11 protein-coding genes and 2 pseudogenes are annotated in these 14,650 nt (G+C 34.0%); 4 read left to right on the forward strand and 9 right to left on the reverse strand.

Annotated elements, in window-relative coordinates; genetic code table 11:
• Positions 1-29 precede the first annotated feature (29 nt).
• The 3 genes and pseudogenes from A6B44_RS07180 to A6B44_RS07190 form a co-directional block, all read left to right on the forward strand.
• Positions 30-974, forward strand: a complete 945-nt coding sequence (locus A6B44_RS07180) for a sterol desaturase family protein (protein WP_090923437.1) — start codon at positions 30-32, stop codon at positions 972-974.
• Positions 952-2,238 carry a cytochrome-c peroxidase gene (locus A6B44_RS07185; RefSeq protein WP_246253102.1) on the forward strand — a complete coding sequence of 429 codons (1,287 nt, stop codon included), beginning with the start codon at positions 952-954 and terminating at the stop codon, positions 2,236-2,238. Before A6B44_RS07180 ends, A6B44_RS07185 begins: the two co-directional genes overlap by 23 nt.
• 128 nt (positions 2,239-2,366) lie before the next feature.
• A pseudogene (locus A6B44_RS07190) lies at positions 2,367-3,272 on the forward strand (IS256 family transposase, variant Zn-binding type); the annotation flags it as partial.
• 175 nt (positions 3,273-3,447) lie between these two features.
• Here the strand turns inward: A6B44_RS07190 and A6B44_RS07195 are convergent.
• The 6 genes from A6B44_RS07195 to ybfE all read right to left on the reverse strand — a co-directional run bounded on the left by A6B44_RS07195 (position 3,448) and on the right by ybfE (position 9,756).
• Positions 3,448-3,696: a Flp family type IVb pilin gene (locus A6B44_RS07195; protein WP_090923515.1), complete on the reverse strand. Its 249-nt coding sequence runs from the start codon at positions 3,694-3,696 to the stop codon at positions 3,448-3,450.
• Positions 3,697-3,757: 61 nt separating this feature from the next.
• Positions 3,758-5,590 carry an ABC transporter ATP-binding protein gene (locus A6B44_RS07200; protein WP_090923513.1) on the reverse strand — a complete coding sequence of 611 codons (1,833 nt, stop codon included), beginning with the start codon at positions 5,588-5,590 and terminating at the stop codon, positions 3,758-3,760.
• A gap of 98 nt (positions 5,591-5,688) precedes the next feature.
• Positions 5,689-8,325 (reverse strand): MlaD family protein, encoded by a 2,637-nt coding sequence (locus tag A6B44_RS07205; protein WP_090923511.1) that lies wholly within the window; start codon positions 8,323-8,325, stop codon positions 5,689-5,691.
• Between the two features lie 105 nt (positions 8,326-8,430).
• A complete protein-coding gene (gene fur / locus A6B44_RS07210) occupies positions 8,431-8,883 on the reverse strand; it encodes a ferric iron uptake transcriptional regulator (RefSeq protein ID WP_090923509.1) in 453 nt (150 codons plus the stop codon).
• Between the two features lie 49 nt (positions 8,884-8,932).
• Positions 8,933-9,457, reverse strand: a complete 525-nt coding sequence (gene fldA / locus A6B44_RS07215; protein ID WP_090923507.1) for a flavodoxin FldA — start codon at positions 9,455-9,457, stop codon at positions 8,933-8,935.
• 8 nt (positions 9,458-9,465) lie between these two features.
• Positions 9,466-9,756 carry a LexA regulated protein gene (gene ybfE, locus A6B44_RS07220; protein WP_090923503.1) on the reverse strand — a complete coding sequence of 97 codons (291 nt, stop codon included), beginning with the start codon at positions 9,754-9,756 and terminating at the stop codon, positions 9,466-9,468.
• A 260-nt stretch (positions 9,757-10,016) separates the two neighbouring features.
• Between ybfE and A6B44_RS07225 the strand changes: the two genes are divergently transcribed.
• Positions 10,017-10,865 (forward strand): D-hexose-6-phosphate mutarotase, encoded by an 849-nt coding sequence (locus tag A6B44_RS07225; RefSeq protein WP_090923501.1) that lies wholly within the window; start codon positions 10,017-10,019, stop codon positions 10,863-10,865.
• Positions 10,866-10,943: 78 nt separating this feature from the next.
• Here A6B44_RS07225 and A6B44_RS07230 read toward each other — a convergent pair.
• The 3 genes and pseudogenes from A6B44_RS07230 to ftsX all read right to left on the reverse strand — a co-directional run.
• Positions 10,944-11,849, reverse strand: a pseudogene (locus A6B44_RS07230) (IS256 family transposase, variant Zn-binding type); the annotation flags it as partial.
• 206 nt (positions 11,850-12,055) lie between these two features.
• Positions 12,056-13,504, reverse strand: coding sequence for an alanine/glycine:cation symporter family protein (locus tag A6B44_RS07235; RefSeq protein WP_090922898.1), 1,449 nt, complete (start codon positions 13,502-13,504; stop codon positions 12,056-12,058).
• Between the two features lie 194 nt (positions 13,505-13,698).
• Positions 13,699-14,643, reverse strand: a complete 945-nt coding sequence (gene ftsX / locus A6B44_RS07240) for a permease-like cell division protein FtsX (RefSeq protein ID WP_090922900.1) — start codon at positions 14,641-14,643, stop codon at positions 13,699-13,701.
• Positions 14,644-14,650: the final 7 nt, after the last annotated feature.

Here is a 14,650-nt window from a genome sequence, read left to right on the forward strand (position 1 = left end):
AATTTTTGTAATCATATTGGAATAGCAAAATGACAATTATTCAAGATTATTTTTTAAACCCTAGCCAAAGAGTGTACTGGCTTTACTTAGTCAGTTCACTCTGCCTTGCCTGTATCTATGGGATTTTTGTTTATTTTGCTCGTGGACAACTCATTTTCAAAAAGCAAAACCTCAAAACTTATTGGTTACACCCAAGTGCCATTCTTGATTATATTTATTTTATTTTAAATACATTGATTAAGATGTTTATACTCGCTCCTCTACTCATTTCGGCAAAAGTCATTGCATTGTGGGTGTTAAAAGTTTTAATTTATATCAAACCAGATATGATGTGGACTTTTCATTTCCCTAAACCTGTTGTGATTGCCATTTATTCTTTTAGTCTCTTTATTGTGAGTGATTTTACTCGTTATTGGCTACACCGTTGGCTACATACTGTTCCATTTTTATGGGCTTTCCATAAAGTACATCACAGCTGTGAGGTATTAAATCCACTCTCTTTTTATCGTGTTCACCCTGTAGAAAATTTTCTTTTTGGATTACGTTATTCCCTTTCAACAGGGCTGGTCACAGGAATTTGTTTATGGTTATTTGGTTCACAACTCGGTATCTGGACTATCATTGGCAGTAATGCTTTTATTTTCCTGTTTCTACTGTTAGGGGCTAATCTTCGACATTCACATATTTATTTTTACTATCCCTCTTTTATAGAAAAATTTTTTATCTCGCCAGCACAACATCAACTACACCATACCGCAGAATTTTCTAACAAGAACTATGGGGGATACTTAGGTATTTGGGATTTCATTTTTGGTTCGTGGCAAACTGCCTCTAGTGTAAAAAAACCTGAAAAATATGGTTTTCCCACTCAGATGGCAAAACCTTATAAAACGCTAGGAGGCTTGTTACTACAACCTTTTATAGATATTTTAAAGATAAGGAGAAAACGTGATGAAAAAATCAATAAAAAATAATCCATCATTACGCAATACAAAATATATGTTTTTTACTACATTGGCTTTTATGTCAATTGCATTGCATTCTACCTATGCAACAGCAGATGAAAAACAAATTGCCATTAAAAAAGACAAAGCAGCATTAGAAAAAATAATACTAGGAAAAATGCTCTATTTTGATAAAGCTCTGTCTCAAAATGGCACCTTATCTTGTGCTGTTTGTCACTCTCCAACTCAAGGTTTTGTGGATGAACGTCCTGATAATGGTAGGGTTGTTGCTTTAGGTGATGATGGTCATTCAAGGGGGGATCGTAACGTTCCTACTGCAAGCTATGCTGCCTTCTCTCCACCTTTTCATTTTGATGAAAAACAACAAGAGTGGGTTGGGGGACAATTTTTGGATGGGCGTGCTGATACCCTTGCAGAACAAGCAGGAGGACCTCCTCTAAATCCTGTTGAAATGAATATGCCAAATAAAAAAGCGGTGATTGATCGCCTTAAAAAGAATGCTTTTTATCAAAAAATGTTTAAAAAATCCTATGGTGACGATATTTTTGAAAATAATGAACAGGCTTATACAGCAATGACCGATGCCATAGAAGCCTTTGAAAAAAGTAAAGAATTTAGTCCTTTTGATTCTAAATATGACCGTTATCTCAAAGACGAATATGAATTAACTGTCTTAGAAGATTTAGGTATGACACTTTTCTTCTCAAATGATAATGTTAGCTGTGCCAATTGCCATAAATTATTTCCTGAAGGCGCAAAAAAAGAGACCTTTACCAATTTCCAATATCGTAATATTGGCGTGCCTAAAAACCTTGAGCTAATAGCATTAAATAAATTAGGAGAAGATTATATTGATAAAGGACTCGCAGGAAATGAGAAGATAAAAGATCAACCTAATTTAAAGGCTCTTAAAGGACGATTTAAAACACCTACGTTACGAAACGTGGCAGTAACCGCACCTTATATGCATAACGGTGTCTTTAAACACTTAAGAACGGTGGTTGAGTTTTATGATACTTTCAATAATCCTAAGCGCATTATCAACCCAGAAACAGGTAAACCTTGGGGAGAAACAGAAGTTCCTGAAACCATTGATAGGGAAGATCTTGCTGCTAAAAAATTAACTGACAGAAAAGTAGATGCTTTAGTCGCATTTATGAAAATGCTGACCGATAAACGTTACGAACCTTTATTGGAAAAATTAGATAAAGAAGAAGCACTGTTTTGGAAAAATATCAACCACAACGATAAGAAAGAAACAAAAGCAAATTAATTTTTATCACACCAATACAAGTGTAAAAAGGCATAGTAGACAAAATAGTTGGTAAAAAATGGGTTAAAGCTTTATATTACTGTGCTTTAGCCCACTTTTTTGAAAATGAATAAAAAACTTGTCCTTTTTGTCATAAAACGAATATTCACAAATATGGTACCCAAAATAATGTTCAACGTTATAAATGCTCTATTTGTAATAAAACTTTTACCTTCAAAAAATCCTTAAATTCAAGCCAAATTTGGCTAGATTACACAGAAGGTAAACAAACCTATAAGCAACTAGCAATTAAATATAATTGCTCTGTTAGAACTATTCAAAGATATGTTTTAAAAGCCCCTAAAACGCCATTAAATATCCCACAAAATAATAAATTGAACTTAATGATGGATACCACTTTCTTTGGTCGAAATTTTGGTGTTCTCGTTTTTATGGACACTTTATCAAAGAAGGTAATTTATCATCAAATTGTGACAACAGAAAAAAATCTTTATTATCTATTAGCAATGAATAAATTAAGAGAAAAAGGCTATATTATTCAATCTATTACTTGTGATGGAAGACGAGGATTATTAAGAGATTTTTTAAATACGCCTGCACAACTTTGCCAATTTCATCAAATAGCAAATGTAATAAGGAAATTAACAAGGAACCCTAAATCTGAAGCGGGAAAAGAGCTAAAAATATTAGTTAAAACATTAAAAAATAGCTCTAAAAACGAGTTCTATATTAATTTACATTATTGGTATTTAAAACATAAAGAATATTTAAATGAACGCTCCGATAAAATAAATGAAAAGGGTAAATATCCTTTTAAACATCGTAATATAAGAAGTGCTTACAGGAGCTTAAAATATAATATGGATTATTTATTTACTTTTGAAAAATATCCTGAATTAAATATAGAAAAAACAACAAATAGGCTTGAAAGTTTATTTGGAGAACTTAAACGAAAACTATCTAATCATAATGGTTTAACCAAATACCATAAGATTATGTTTATAAAAGATTTTCTAAATAAAAGGAGTTGGTAATTATTTATAAAATAATAAAAACCAACTCATTTGTCTACTATGGGCATAGCTCCTCAAAATTACCAACTATTTTGTCTACTATGCCTGTAAAAATAGTTGCTTTCTGCAAAAAATCACCTAAATGTGACCGCTTGTAGCAATACTAGCGGTCTTTTTGTCCTCAATAACAGAGCGATTAATTAGGAAATTGAAAATTGGCAAAGTATGATGCGAGTGTTGCAAATCTTAATTGTAATTGATGCGTAAATCTATCATCACTGGTAAATACCACAATAATAAAAATAGTCAAGAATACTGCCACTAGCCCATATTCTATCGCAGTAACACCAGACTGTTCTTGCTTAAGATGTTGAGTTTTTTGATAAAATTTATCTATTGTTTTAACATAAACGTTGGTTGCTCGTTCATTGAATTGATTAAACATTTTTCTTGCTCTCATTTCAAAATTTAACACTACTCTTTTTGAGTATATTCCAATTTAGTTATCAAACTAAAAATCCACCACTTTGATGTGTCCAAAGTTTTGTATATATGCCATTTTTGGCTAAAAGCTCGTCGTGCGTACCCTGTTCGATAATTTCACCTTGATCAATAACAATTAAGCGATCCATCATCATAATCGTTGATAATCGATGTGCTATAGCTAACACGGTTTTACCTTCCATTAATTCTGCCAAGTTTTCTTGAATTGCCGCTTCCACTTCAGAATCTAAAGCACTGGTAGCTTCATCAAGTAATAAAATAGGTGCATCTTTTAACATCACTCTTGCAATGGCAATACGTTGACGTTGTCCACCCGACAATTTAACACCTCGCTCTCCCACGTGAGCATTATAACCTGTTCTTCCTTTTATATCTCTAAGGGATTGAATAAATTCAGTGGCCGCCGCTTTTTCTACTGCTTTTTGTATCTCTTGTTCTGTTGCATTTGGTCGTCCATAAAGTAAATTATCTTTTACTGAGCGGTGTAGCAATGAGGTATCCTGAGTGACTAATCCTATCTGTGAGCGTAAACTCTCTTGAGTGACATCATAAATATTCTGCCCATCAATTTTAATACACCCATTTTGTACATCATAAAAACGTAATAATAAGCTAGTGAGTGTTGACTTACCTGCACCACTACGCCCAATTAAACCGACTTTTTCTCCTGCTTTAATATGTAAATTAAAATCTTTGAGCAAGTAGTGATTATTATCATAAGCAAAGTCAATATGTTCAAAGGCAATATCTCCCTTAACCATATTAAGTGTTGTTGCATTCATTTTATCTTTAATCAGATGTGGCTTGGATAACGTATTCATTCCATCTTGTACTGTACCCAAATTTTCAAATAGCCGAGCGGCTTCCCACATAATCCACTGTGATAAGCCTTTAATACGCAATGCCAATGCCGTAGCCGTTGCAATAGCACCTGCACTCACTAGCCCATTATACCAAAGGGTTAAACCCATTGTAGCGGTAAAAACCACTAACGACATACTATTAATATAATGCAACCCTTCAATAGAAGTGACTAAACGCATTTGGTTGTGTACAGTCACCATAAACTCTTCCATTGATGCTTTCACATATTTGGATTCTCTTTTGGCGTGTGAAAACAGTTTTACTGTCGCAATATTGGCATATGCATCAGTAATACGTCCTGTCATTAAACTACGGGCATCAGATTGATCTTGAGAGGCTTTCCCTAATTTGGGAATAAAATTTCGCATAATAAAAAATAATCCAATCAGCCAAATACCAAAAGGAAGTAATAACCAACCATCAAACTGAATTAAAATAACACTTGAAGTAATCAAATAAACGGTAATTTGTACAATCACTCCAGATAATGTGACAACCACATCACGTACCGCCAATGCCGTTTGCATTACTTTGGCAGAAACTCGTCCTGCAAATTCATCTTGATAAAAACCCATACTTTGCCCAAGCATTAAACGGTGAAAATTCCAACGCAATCGCATTGGAAACACGCCCTGTAGGGTTTGGAAACGTAAACTGGCATTAAAGAAAGTAAATAAAAAGCCTAAAAATACAATTGATAACATAAAGAAAATGGTGGCTTTTTTAGTTTGCCATAATTGGGAAGGAGAGAGAGTGCTGACCCAATCAACAAGATCACCAATAAATTGAAAAAGTAACCCTTCTGTCACACCAATACCTGCGGTCATCATCATCATCAAAATAATGTAAAGCCACATTCCTTTGGTCGCATCAAAAATAAAAGGAATTAAACCTGATTTGGGTGTTTTAGGCTCATTTTGAGGATAAGGCTCAATTCGAGATTCAAACCATTCAAATAAACGATTAATCATTTTACTTCCTTTTATAGCGGTATGATGATGATAAAAATTTGTAAATTTTTGGGTTCATCTTACCGCTTATTATTATACCAATAAAGATTCATCTAGGGTTAATAAGCACCTTGATTCCACTCCGTCGCTCCTTTGGGAACATTACTCTGGAGGATAAAATGCTGATTAGACTTCGCTTTCGCTCTCACTATTTTACCTGATGGCGTTGCAAATGAAATACCACCATTCATCAGTTGTTGCATTGTACCTGAACTGATTGTTGCACCATTTAATCCCATACTCATTGTATAACCTGATGATTTCCAAAATTGAGTATTTTTACGAATTAAATGACGATATTTGTGATTAATGCGTAAGTGTAAGAATACTCTATCACTTAATTCACTTAATGTTAAATGTTGAACTATCCCCACTTGCAAACCACGGAAAAATATCGGTGTATCTACACCCAATCCACTTGCATCACTTGTTTCTAACACTATTGGAAAGCCCTGAGCATAAGTACTAAAACTTGTATCCGTTTCTTGTAAAGTAAACCATCTCTTACGTTTACCTGTTCCAGCTTCCACATTAATATAATTTTGCAGTACAGCCTCTAAATGCTTAAACCCAGAGCTATTCACTTCAGGAGAAATCGCATTAAACACACTACCGCTACGAGCCACTATTTTATAATATTGCTGCTTAATTGAAGCGGTCACTTTAATACGTTTTTTTGCATTTTCTAATATAAGTTTATCCACATAACCAATAGCCAGCCCCATATATTTAATCGGCATTCCTTCACTTAGCTTAGAAGCATCTTTTGCAATTAAGGTAATTGAAGAATAGTGTGTCGAGGCTTTATCATAATCAGGATACAGCTTACCACTCTGCTTATAACCATTATTATCAAAACTGATCGCACCTTTTAAACTTCGCATTAATGGTGCTGCGTTAATATTGATCCCTTGTGTAGAGACCTTAACCGCCGTCGCAGGCTCTATCCAAAAGCGATTTTTAGGGGTTAATAAATCACGATATTGAGGTTCAATAAATAATGATACTTCAAAATGATCTTTTTTAGGTGTGACTTTTAATACTTCCCCCACTTGAAAATCACGATAAAGCACAACAGATCCTTTATCTATACCAGATAACCGTGTTGCAGATAACACTGTTGAAACATCTTTTTCATTACTCAAAATGCCTTGCTGTGCATTTTCTTTATTTTGATATAACGGATAAACTTTTTTTGCTTTACCCTGAGGTTCAGTTGCCAGCAGTCTTACTCCGCCCTTCAACCACTCTGTGGGTGATGCTGATTTAATATTGATGCCATCAAGACCTGCTGATACAGCAAAGCGAGAAATCGAAAAAAATTGACTATTTTCTGCAATTAAGTGGTGATAATCTGCATAAATCATTGCGCTAAAAGTCACATTATCTAAATTTACCTTACGCTCAACAATTTCACCAATTTGCACATCGTTGTAATAAATTCCCTGCCCTCTATCCACACCGTAAGATTCTGGAGAAGTAAAGGTTAAACCTAAAACATTAGGTTGATTCAGTAAATAATCTGCTTCTTTTTGTACAACAAGTTCTTCGGTTGGCTCTCCCTCGCCCACTTTAACAACATCGAAAAACTGACCTCTCACTAATTCATTCAGTTTACTTAATTGCACTTTGTTTAAACTCAGCTGAGGCTCTTTTAATACAATCACCGTACCAGTGCGCAATAAGTGGGCATAATTAGGGTTAAATAACAATGTTCCTGTTACCGTCTCCGTAGCTTCATCATTAGCCTGAATGTCAGATAAGATCCCAATTTTAGTATTTTTATAAAATACTGATGTACTCTCTTTTTGAATCGCAGAATTCTTGGGTAAGACTACCTCTATAGCAATCCCTCTATTGGTGGCTTTTAAATTTTTATAAAGTGTGTAACTTTGATTCTGTAATGCGCTTTCTGCATTTGCTGGAGAATCAAAAGCAATAGCGCCTTGTACAAGGGATTGTAAACTATCAACAGAAACAGACAATCCCGATAAATTCAATTCAGCATTTATGCCACTTACGTTCCAAAAGTGACTATTTTTTTTCACTAAATGAGCATATTTTTGATTGATAACTACATCAATTTCGACTTGTTGCTGATCTTTAGTAAAACGGTAACTTAATACATTTCCCACGGGTACTTTTTTAAAATAAACACTTGCGCCAATGGAGATAGCCCCTAGATCATTTGCAATTAACTTAACTAATAAATCACCGTCTGTCACAGGAGCTACTGGCGGGTCTGTTTCTGCTATAAACTCGTCAGCACTTTCCCCCTCACCGGGTAATAACGTAATATAATTTCCTGATACAAGAGAATCTAATCCAGATACACCAGCTAAAGACACAGAAGGCTGAATTAACCAAAATTTAGTGTCTTCACGCAATACCGACGTTGCCTCAGCATTAATTTCTGCAGTAACAACGACACTTTTAAAATCTTCTGAAAAATTGACTCGGTTGACTTTACCAATTTGTAATCCTTGATAACGAATCGGGGTTTTCCCTGCGGTAATACCTGCTCCATCAGCAAAATGGATAGTGATGATTTCGCCTCTTTCTTTTAGAATTTGAAAAAAGAGTAATACGCCTATCATAAAAGCAACAAGAGGCAGTAACCAAAAAGGAGATATTTTACGAGGAGAGCGTATTTTTGCCTCCTCAATCTGTGAAGAGGTATCCAGTTTTTCTGACATAAATATATACCGAATTAAAACGATAGAAGCGGTACGATTCTACAAAATTTTTGCAAAATCTCACCGCTTACATTTAAATAATTTAGTACTAAAAGACTAAAACTATTACTTTTCTTTATTATCACAATGTGACAAATCGTTACACGTTCCATAAAGATAAAGACTGTGCTTTTCAAGCTCAATTCCGTGTTTTTGACTAATTTCTCTTTGACGACGCTCAATTTCATCATCTTTAAATTCAAACACTTTTCCACAATCTTTACAAATAATGTGATCGTGTTGATGATTATAATTTAATTCAAATACGGCCTTATTAGCATCGAAAGTATGGCGAGTCAAAATACCCACTTCTTCGAATTGATTTAAAACACGATATACGGTAGCTAAACCAACTTCTGACTTATGTTCTAACAAAAGCTTATAAATATCTTCAGCAGAAACATGTTGCATTTGCTCACGAGTATTTTGCATTAATGCAAGAATAGTTAATCGAGGCTCTGTAACTTTCAATCCTACTTTTTTCAGTAGCTCTTTATTTTGTTCAGATTGTTCCGACATTTTATTCTCCTTACTTTATAGCTAACTTATAATAGCCAATCCCTAGCTATTAACCTAATGACGAAAGACACATTTCATCATTTAATTGTTGACACCATTGTTGCACACGTTGTTCGGTTAATTCAGGTTGACGATCTTCATCAATACACAGCCCCACAAAAGTATTATCATCAACGAGTGCTTGAGAAACTTCAAAATGATAACCTTCAGTAGACCAATGCCCTACAATAATTCCACCGTTTTCTTCTATAACATCACGAACCGTACCCATCGCATCACAGAAATATTCGGCATAATCTTCTTGATCTCCACAACCAAAAATAGCAATGATTTTGCCCGAAAAATCAATTTCTCTTAACGTTGGCATAAAGTCATCCCAATCCGCTTGAGACTCACCGTAATACCAAGTTGGGATTCCTATTAATAAGAAATCATACGCTTCTATATCTTCTTTGGTACTTTTCGCAATATCACGAACATCAATAAGGTTTGCTCCTAATTGATTTTGAATCATTTTTGATACAGCTTCCGTATTACCTGTATCACTTCCATAAAATAAACCAACAACTGCCATTGTATTCCCTACTTTTTATCTATAAGTTGTTTATTAATATGATCATCTAAAATTTGTTGAATTAACTGACCACGAGTAATATTCCGTTGGTTAGCAACATCTTCCAAAGCAGAAATAAGGTCAGAATGTAACTTTAGTTCTACTCGTTTTAAACCACTGGAACGATCTCTTTTTAATTGATTACGTTTATTTATCCTAATTTGCTGCTCTCGAGTTAATGGATTACTACGGGGACGCCCCACTTTTGGTGCCGAAGCAAAAAGGTCTAACGTGATACAATCTACATCTTGTTTTGCCATTATGAATTATAATACTATCTACCATTCTCATTTGCAAATGAAAATGAGAATACCATAAACAATGGTGAAATATATCATATTCTAACCCCCTTGAAAATAAGGCATTCTAAAATTTTAGTACTCGCTGTTATTTTATAAGACAAAAACAAATCAAGCGGTCACATTTCAACAAAAATTTACACATTTTAAGATCTATTCTCTCTCTAACCATTTCATAGTAGAATGGATTGTCTGCTCAAATACTAAAAAGGAACCTCAATATGTTAAATGGCAAACTGCATTTTATTAAACAAATTACACCTGAACTGAGTTTACAACAATGTAATGAAATTCCTATTATTGTTTTAAAACATAAAGTAGGCAAAGCGCTCATTTCATTACAAGGCGCACATTTATTAAGTTGGCAACCTCTGAATGCCGATAATGATATCTTTTGGCTCAGTGAAATAGAATCCTTTAAGTTAGGTAGCGCTATTCGAGGAGGCGTTCCAATATGCTATCCTTGGTTTGGAGGAAAACATACACCTTCTCACGGCTATGCACGGATTTCTTTATGGCAATTAAGTGATTATAAAATTAGTGATAAAAAAATCAGTTTAGAATTTTCTCTCTTTTCTGATAATGAAATTATTGAAGCAAAAATGGTAATGCACTTTACTGAGCAGTGTCAGCTCGATTTTATCCATTATGGACAAGAAACAGCACAAGTTGCATTACATAGCTATTTTAATATTGGAGATATTAACTCGGTAAGCGTAACAGGATTACCAACCACTTGCTTTAACTCACTGACTCAACAGCAAGAAGAGGTCGCCTCTCCTCGTCAGGTTTCAGAAAATATTGACTGTATTTATGAGATTACAGCGCCGGTAGTTAATACCATTACAGATCCTGTTTATCAACGTCGAATTGACATTCACCATATCCAAGCCAATAATATTGTGTTTTGGAATCCGTGGCATAAAGCAACCAATGGAATGACCTCTCTGGGCTATCAAAAAATGCTTTGCATTGAAACCGCTCAAATTAATAAACCCTTATCACAAGGGGAAAAAGTGTCTGTTGTTATTGGTATAAAAAATCTATCGGATGATAAATTTTGGGCATAGTAGACAAAATAGTTGGTAATTTTGAGGAGCTATGCCCATAGTAGACAAATGAGTTGGTTTTTATTATTTTATAAATAATTACCAACTCCTTTTATTTAGAAAATCTTTTATAAACATAATCTTATGGTATTTGGTTAAACCATTATGATTAGATAGTTTTCGTTTAAGTTCTCCAAATAAACTTTCAAGCCTATTTGTTGTTTTTTCTATATTTAATTCAGGATATTTTTCAAAAGTAAATAAATAATCCATATTATATTTTAAGCTCCTGTAAGCATTTCTTATATTACGATGTTTAAAAGGATATTTACCCTTTTCATTTATTTTATCGGAGCGTTCATTTAAATATTCTTTATGTTTTAAATACCAATAATGTAAATTAATATAGAACTCGTTTTTAGAGCTATTTTTTAATGTTTTAACTAATATTTTTAGCTCTTTTCCCGCTTCAGATTTAGGGTTCCTTGTTAATTTCCTTATTACATTTGCTATTTGATGAAATTGGCAAAGTTGTGCAGGCGTATTTAAAAAATCTCTTAATAATCCTCGTCTTCCATCACAAGTAATAGATTGAATAATATAGCCTTTTTCTCTTAATTTATTCATTGCTAATAGATAATAAAGATTTTTTTCTGTTGTCACAATTTGATGATAAATTACCTTCTTTGATAAAGTGTCCATAAAAACGAGAACACCAAAATTTCGACCAAAGAAAGTGGTATCCATCATTAAGTTCAATTTATTATTTTGTGGGATATTTAATGGCGTTTTAGGGGCTTTTAAAACATATCTTTGAATAGTTCTAACAGAGCAATTATATTTAATTGCTAGTTGCTTATAGGTTTGTTTACCTTCTGTGTAATCTAGCCAAATTTGGCTTGAATTTAAGGATTTTTTGAAGGTAAAAGTTTTATTACAAATAGAGCATTTATAACGTTGAACATTATTTTGGGTACCATATTTGTGAATATTCGTTTTATGACAAAAAGGACAAGTTTTTTATTCATTTTCAAAAAAGTGGGCTAAAGCACAGTAATATAAAGCTTTAACCCATTTTTTACCAACTATTTTGTCTACTATGCCAATTTTGCAAATTTTAGGTTAAATGTGACCGCTTCAATTTAACAATAAAAAAACCCAATCATTCTATTCTTGAACAATTGGGTTGGTTTTATTACGTAAAAGAATGATTATTTAATCACAATTTTTTTATCATCTAAGTCTTTCCACGCCGTTAAATCAATATCTAAACGTTCATATTGCTGAGCATCAAAGACAGGTTCTTCAATACCTGCATCTAATTGACATCTGTAATCTTTCAATAATTTTACCGCTCGAGGGAAAAGCATAATCAGCGCCAATAAGTTCGTTAAAGCAAGAACGCCCATTAATGGATCAGAGAAGAAGAACACTGATACTGCATCTGGAGAAACTGCACCTAAAAATAACACCCCAATTACGGCTAAACGTAAAATAAATACAGGTACTTTAGCTTTATCTCCCGCAAGGAAACTCACACCATTTTCACCCATATAGTAGTTATAGATAATTGAACTAAATGAAAATAATAAAATTGAGAATGTTAATAAATAGCTTACCCAGTTACCAAAGTGACCCACTAATGATTGTTGTGTTAATACCACACCATCAATTTCAACACCCGGTTGATATACATCGCCTAATAACACAATAAAGGCTGTCGCACTACAAATAAGAATGGTATCAATAAATACTGACAGAGCTTGTGAAATACCTTGACTCACAGGGTGATTCGCTTGAGCGGTTGCTGCCACATTTGGCGCTGAACCTAAACCTGCTTCATTGGAGAATAAACCACGACGCATACCTTGTGCAATCGCTACACCCATTCCACCGCCAACAACAGAATCAATACCAAAGGCATTTTTTACTACGCTGACAATTAGTGCTGGTACTTCTGTGATATTCATTACAATCACAACAATAGCAAGTAGAAGATAAATCACTGACATTAATGGCACAATAATATCTGCGGCTTTCGCAATACGTTTAATTCCACCAAAAATAACCAATCCACCAAATACAACTAAGAAGATACCCGTATAAAGACGATCAATACCTAAACTGTCTAATGCAGCACCTGCAACGGTATTACCTTGGAAAGCATTAAAACCAATAGAGAAAGAAAGTGTTAACGCAATAGCATAAATCACCGCTAACCAACGATAATCTTTACCCAAACCGTGTAAAATATAATGAGCAGGGCCTCCACGGTATGTACCATCAGCTTCTTTGCGTTTATAAAGTTGTGCTAAAGAACATTCAACAATACTGGTCATCATTCCAATCAGAGCAACAACCCACATCCAAAATACGGCACCCGGTCCACCTAAACTGATAGCAACTGCAACACCTGCAATATTACCACCACCAACACGACCACCGATAGAAACTAACAATGCCTGACGTGAGCTTACTGCATCTGGATCGTGACTATCTTTTTCAGATCTAAATACATTAAACATACGCCCAAAATATCTAAATTGAGCGAAACCGCCTACAGTAGTGAAGAGTAAACCAAATACAATTAACATTGGAATTAATGCCCAACCCCAAGTTAAATCGTTAATCACATCAAAAAATTGATGAATATATTCCATAAATAAAATCTCCTAAATTTTTATCAAACGGCAGAACTCTAACAATAAATAGTTAAACGATCAAGGTATTTTAATAACTTTTTCTTATAACAGTCATTACTTTTTATACTTACAATAATGATATTTTATTAAAAAATAACGCAATTAAGCCGTCCCTATTCATTTTATAGGGACTCTTGTTGTCATAAATCATTTTACGGCAAGAGGCTTTTAGAGCCTAATTTTTGGATATACTTATTCGTTGCAATTTTGGCAGAGAACCAGCCAATAAAGACACAAAATGCAACCGCAAAACAGACTTCACTTAAATTAAAACTATTTAACTCAAATTTCACGACAAAGAGATCGGTAACATATTTTACGACACCTGCAAAATAGCCCACGATAATCAAAGAAAATAAAATGGCTAAAAGACTACCCAATAAACCATAAATCACCCCTGTATAGATAAAGCGGCGAGCAATAAAATGTTCCGTTGCCCCAACAAGCTGCATAACTTCAATGGCAGCTTTATTATTGGACACATCTGAACGAACACTATTTCCGATCACTAAAAACACAGAAATTGACATCAAAACAGCACAAATAACCCCCACCTTAGCAATTAGCCACGTTAAAGCGGTTAGTTTTTCCAGCCAACCATTATCCAAGCGCACTTCTTGTACACCTTTAATATCCTGTAAGGCATTTCGAAATGCAAGCATATGCTCAGTAGTGGTAAATTCCTTTTTCGGCTTAAAAATCACGATTGCAGGTAATGGGTTATCATCTAAAATATCTAATGCCTCATCAAACCCTGACCATAATCGAAAATCTTCTAAACTTTGTTGGCGAGAGATAAACTGAAAATCTTCCATTTTATCTTTTTCAAAGGGACGAATTTTATCGACTAATACCTCTACATCCTTTGTTGATAAATTTTTATGTAGATAAACAGTAATTTCTTGCTCTGGATAAAACTCTGTCGCAGCATAATGCGTATTCTTCCATAACAGATATCCCATCATTGGAATCGTAAGAGAAACAGAAATAACTAATACCGTTAATAGTGTACTCAACTTACGTCTAAATAAATCCTGCCAAACTGTACGTAAAATATAACGTGTTTGTACACTAAAGATATTCAATGAATAAGACATCATATTT

Source organism: Pasteurella skyensis, from assembly GCF_013377295.1.
GTDB lineage: Bacteria > Pseudomonadota > Gammaproteobacteria > Enterobacterales > Pasteurellaceae > Phocoenobacter > Phocoenobacter skyensis.

Excerpts from the sequence above, each read along its gene's own strand:
- A6B44_RS07180 (WP_090923437.1), top strand. The coding sequence starts at position 30 with ATGACAATTATTCAAGATTATTTTTTAAACCCTAGCCAAAGAGTGTAC.
- A6B44_RS07185 (WP_246253102.1), top strand. The coding sequence starts at position 952 with ATGAAAAAATCAATAAAAAATAATCCATCATTACGCAATACAAAATAT.
- A6B44_RS07195 (WP_090923515.1), bottom strand. The coding sequence starts at position 3,696 with ATGTTTAATCAATTCAATGAACGAGCAACCAACGTTTATGTTAAAACA.
- A6B44_RS07200 (WP_090923513.1), bottom strand. The coding sequence starts at position 5,590 with ATGATTAATCGTTTATTTGAATGGTTTGAATCTCGAATTGAGCCTTAT.
- A6B44_RS07205 (WP_090923511.1), bottom strand. The coding sequence starts at position 8,325 with ATGTCAGAAAAACTGGATACCTCTTCACAGATTGAGGAGGCAAAAATA.
- fur (WP_090923509.1), bottom strand. The coding sequence starts at position 8,883 with ATGTCGGAACAATCTGAACAAAATAAAGAGCTACTGAAAAAAGTAGGA.
- fldA (WP_090923507.1), bottom strand. The coding sequence starts at position 9,457 with ATGGCAGTTGTTGGTTTATTTTATGGAAGTGATACAGGTAATACGGAA.
- ybfE (WP_090923503.1), bottom strand. The coding sequence starts at position 9,756 with ATGGCAAAACAAGATGTAGATTGTATCACGTTAGACCTTTTTGCTTCG.
- A6B44_RS07225 (WP_090923501.1), top strand. The coding sequence starts at position 10,017 with ATGTTAAATGGCAAACTGCATTTTATTAAACAAATTACACCTGAACTG.
- A6B44_RS07235 (WP_090922898.1), bottom strand. The coding sequence starts at position 13,504 with ATGGAATATATTCATCAATTTTTTGATGTGATTAACGATTTAACTTGG.
- ftsX (WP_090922900.1), bottom strand. The coding sequence starts at position 14,643 with ATGTCTTATTCATTGAATATCTTTAGTGTACAAACACGTTATATTTTA.